This window comes from Candidatus Fusobacterium pullicola (genome assembly GCA_018883725.1).
Taxonomy (GTDB): domain Bacteria; phylum Fusobacteriota; class Fusobacteriia; order Fusobacteriales; family Fusobacteriaceae; genus Fusobacterium_A; species Fusobacterium_A pullicola.
In genome coordinates this window covers 1-4,141 of record JAHLFN010000040.1, presented here as the reverse complement: position 1 = coordinate 4,141, position 4,141 = coordinate 1, and the positions used below count along the sequence as shown (strand labels likewise).

Annotated in this window: 4 protein-coding genes; all 4 read left to right on the top strand. The window is 32.6% G+C overall.

The window, feature by feature from the left end; genetic code table 11:
* Positions 1-110 precede the first annotated feature (110 nt).
* Entirely contained in the window at positions 111-1,916 is a 1,806-nt protein-coding gene (locus IAA47_04630; protein ID MBU3842256.1) for a YgiQ family radical SAM protein, read from the top strand.
* 11 nt (positions 1,917-1,927) lie between these two features.
* Positions 1,928-3,250 carry a ribosome biogenesis GTPase Der gene (der, locus tag IAA47_04625; protein MBU3842255.1) on the top strand — a complete coding sequence of 441 codons (1,323 nt, stop codon included), beginning with the start codon at positions 1,928-1,930 and terminating at the stop codon, positions 3,248-3,250.
* Between the two features lie 247 nt (positions 3,251-3,497).
* A complete protein-coding gene (locus IAA47_04620; protein ID MBU3842254.1) occupies positions 3,498-3,887 on the top strand; it encodes a type II toxin-antitoxin system HicB family antitoxin in 390 nt (129 codons plus the stop codon).
* A 167-nt stretch (positions 3,888-4,054) separates the two neighbouring features.
* Positions 4,055-4,141: IS200/IS605 family transposase (locus tag IAA47_04615; protein MBU3842253.1), on the top strand; the 87-nt coding region annotated here is incomplete at its 3' end.

The window sequence follows — 4,141 nt, the reverse complement described above, 5'->3', positions numbered from 1 at the left end:
AAGATGTCAATTTGTAAAATCCCTCTCTCTTTTTTTACAAAAAAATAGTTCGTAAATTTTTATAAAATATGATACAATAAGGGGTAAAGAATAAAGGATTAGGTGATATTATGTTTTTACCTACTACAATGGAAGAGGTAAGAAAATTAGGTTGGGAAGAGTTAGATATAATTTTAGTATCTGGAGATACATATATAGATAGTTCATACAATGGTAGTGCTGTTATAGGAAAATGGCTATTAAAACATGGGTTCAAAGTAGGAATAATAGCTCAACCAGATATAAACAGTGATGAGGATATAAAAAGATTGGGAGTTCCCAAATTATATTGGGCAATATCTGGTGGGTGTGTAGACTCTATGGTAGCTAACTATACAGCTACAAAAAAGAAGAGAAAACAGGATGATTTCACTCCTGGAGGAGAGAATAATAGAAGACCAGATAGAGCTGTAATAGCATATACAAACTTGATAAAAAGATATTTTAAAAACTATGATATTCCAATAGTAATAAGTGGAATAGAATCAAGTTTGAGAAGAATTACACACTATGACTACTGGAGTAACTCTCTAAGAAGACCAATAATTTTTGATGCTAAGGCAGATATCCTATCTTATGGAATGGGAGAAAAATCTATGCTAGCACTAGCTAGAGCCTTAAAAGGTGGAAGAGAGTGGAGAGGTATAAGAGGGCTATGCTATATAGCTAAGGATAAGAATGAAAGCTATGTGGAGTTACCATCATATGAGGAGTGTGTAGCTGATAAGTTTAAGTTTATAGATGCTTTCAATAGTTTCTATTTAAACTGTGATCCAATAACTGCTAAGGGGCTATGCCAAAAGTGTGGAGATAGATATCTTATACAAAATCCTCCAAGTGAAAATTTTACATCTGATGAGTTAGATGAGATATATTCAATGGATTTTGAAAGAGAGGTACATCCATATTATAGAAGTATAGGTGAGGTAAGAGCACTGGATACAATAAGAAACTCTGTAACAACACATAGAGGGTGTTATGGGGAGTGTAACTTCTGTGCTATAGCTATCCATCAAGGGCGTACTGTGGTATCTAGAAGTGAGGATTCAATCGTAGAGGAGATAAAAGAGATAGCATCAGCTCCAAAATTTAAGGGGTATATATCAGATGTTGGTGGACCGACTGCCAATATGTATCAAGTGGAGTGTACTAAAAAGTTAAAATTAGGAGCTTGCCCAGATAGAAGATGTCTATATCCAAAGAAGTGTCCAGCATTGAAGATAGACCATAGTAGACAGATAGAACTTCTAAGAAGATTGAAAAAAATAGATAAAATTAAAAAAATATTTATTGCATCTGGAATAAGATATGATATGATTTTAGATGATAGTAAGTGTGGACAACTTTATCTTGAAGAGCTGGTAAAGGATCATGTATCTGGACAGATGAAGATAGCACCAGAGCATACTGAAGATAAGGTTCTATCACTTATGGGAAAAGATGGAAAAGCATCACTTAAGGAGTTCAAAGATAGATTTTATAAGGTAAATGAGAAATATGGATTGAAGCAATTTTTAACATACTACCTTATAGCTGCTCATCCTGGGTGTGATGAAAAAGATATGTTAGATCTGAAAAGATTTGCTTCTGCTGAATTGAAAGTTAATCCAGAGCAGGTACAGATATTTACTCCGACACCATCTACATATTCTACTCTTATGTACTATACAGAGATAAATCCATTTACTAGAAAGAAAATGTTTGTAGAAAAAGATAATGGAAGGAAGCAAAGACAAAAAGATATAGTTATACCACAGGAGAAGAGTGTAAAAACTAAGAGTGAGAGTAAGAGTAAAACTAATGATAAACCAAATAGTAAAAAAACAAATTTTAAACAGGTAAAGAAAAACTTTAATAATAAAGAGAAAAAGAGATAGGGAGGTAAAAGATGAAGCCTATTGTTGCAATAGTTGGAAGACCAAACGTAGGAAAATCAACGCTATTTAATAACCTAGTAGGAGATAGAGTGGCAATCGTTGATGACATGCCAGGGGTTACAAGAGATAGACTTTATAGAGAGACTGAGTGGAATGGAACTGAGTTCGTAGTAGTAGATACTGGAGGACTAGAGCCAAGAAACAATGACTTTATGATGACAAAGATTAAACAACAAGCAGAGGTTGCTATGAATGAAGCAGACGTAATCCTATTTGTTGTAGATGGAAAATGTGGAGTAAATCCATTAGATGAAGAGATAGCATATATTCTGAGAAAGAAGAATAAACCAATCATACTTTGTGTAAACAAGATAGATAACTTCTTAGAGCAACAAGATGATGTATATGATTTCTGGGCATTAGGATTTGAACATCTAATACCAATATCTGGAGGACACAAGGTAAACCTTGGGGATATGCTAGATATGGTAACTGATATGATAAAGAAGATCGATATTCCTGAAGAGGAAGAGGATGTATTAAAACTTGCTATCATAGGTAAGCCAAATGCTGGAAAATCTTCTCTTGTAAATAGACTTGCTGGAGAAGAGAGAACAATAGTAAGTGATATAGCTGGTACTACAAGAGATGCTATAGATACTATTGTAGAGTATGATGAGAAAAAATATATGATAATAGATACTGCTGGTATCAGAAGAAAATCAAAGGTAGAGGAGAGCTTAGAATACTATTCAGTACTTAGAGCGATTAAAACTATCAAAAGAGCAGATGTATGTTTACTTATGTTAGATGGTAAAGAGGGGCTAAGTGAGCAAGATAAGAGAATAGCTGGAATAGCTGCTGAAGAGTTAAAGCCTATAATTGTGGTAGTCAACAAATGGGACTTAGTAGACAAGCAATCTAATACTATGGAGAAGATGAGAGAGAAACTTTATGCAGAGTTACCGTTCCTATCTTATGCTCCAATAGAGTTCGTATCAGCTCTTACTGGACAAAGAACAACAAAACTTTTAGAGATAGCAGATCAGATATTTGAAGAGTACAACAAGAGAATATCTACTGGTATCCTAAATACAGTACTTAAGGAAGCTGTACTTATGAATAATCCACCTACAAGAAAAGGTAGAGTTGTAAAAATTAACTATGCTACACAAGTATCTGTTGCACCACCAAGATTTGCTCTGTTCTGTAACTATCCAGAGCTAATTCACTTCTCATATGCAAGATATATTGAGAATAAATTTAGAGAAGCCTTTGGGTTTGATGGTTCTCCAATCTTAATTAGCTTCGAAAAGAAAAATGGAGAAGAGTAGGAAAAATTTATAATTAATCTGTAACAAGTTTGTCATAATTATATGATACTATTAATACATAATAAATCTTTCCCCAAAATATTTTATATATTAGATAACAAACAACAAGGAGCCACTAGCTAGTCTAGTGGTTTTTTGTTGTTAAAATCTATTGACACGTATTAATACACGTGTTAAAATAATGGTGCGATGGAGGGAATATGACGTCAAAAGAAATTATCGCAAAACTAAAAAAAGAGGTGGTAAAATGAAGGATAAACAAATATATCCAGCCATTTTTACAAAAGAGGAAGATGGAAGTTATAGTGTTAGCTTTCCAGATTTAGATGGAGCATTTACTTGTGGTAATGATTTTAAAGAAGCTTTATATATGGCTAAAGATTGTCTTGAATTAAATTTAAGCACTCTAGAAGAGGTACCGGCTATATCAGACTTAGAAAATATAAAGTTAAATAAAGGAGAGCATATAGTAATGATACAAGCAGATATGCTTGAATTTAAGAAAAAATATGACAATAAATTAATAAAAAAAACTTTAACTTTACCAAAATGGCTAAATGATTTAGGTATTGAAAGAAAAGTTAACTTTTCAAAATTATTACAAGAAGCATTAAAAGAAAAATTACAGATACTTTAAAAGAGTGGAGATTACCACTCTTTTGTTATATTGATATTTTTTCTTTTAACCTAACGGGCAAGAAGTCGCCCACCTCTATAGATGGTGCGATGAATTGCCCTATTGTTTTTTAGAAGACAAAGTGATATAATATAATCAGTAGATATATAAAAATAGGAGTAAAAACAATGGAGTTAGATAGTAATTGTCATTCAGTATTTTTGCTGTATTATCGCTTAGTTCTTGTAGTAAAATATAGAAGAAATGTATTTGAT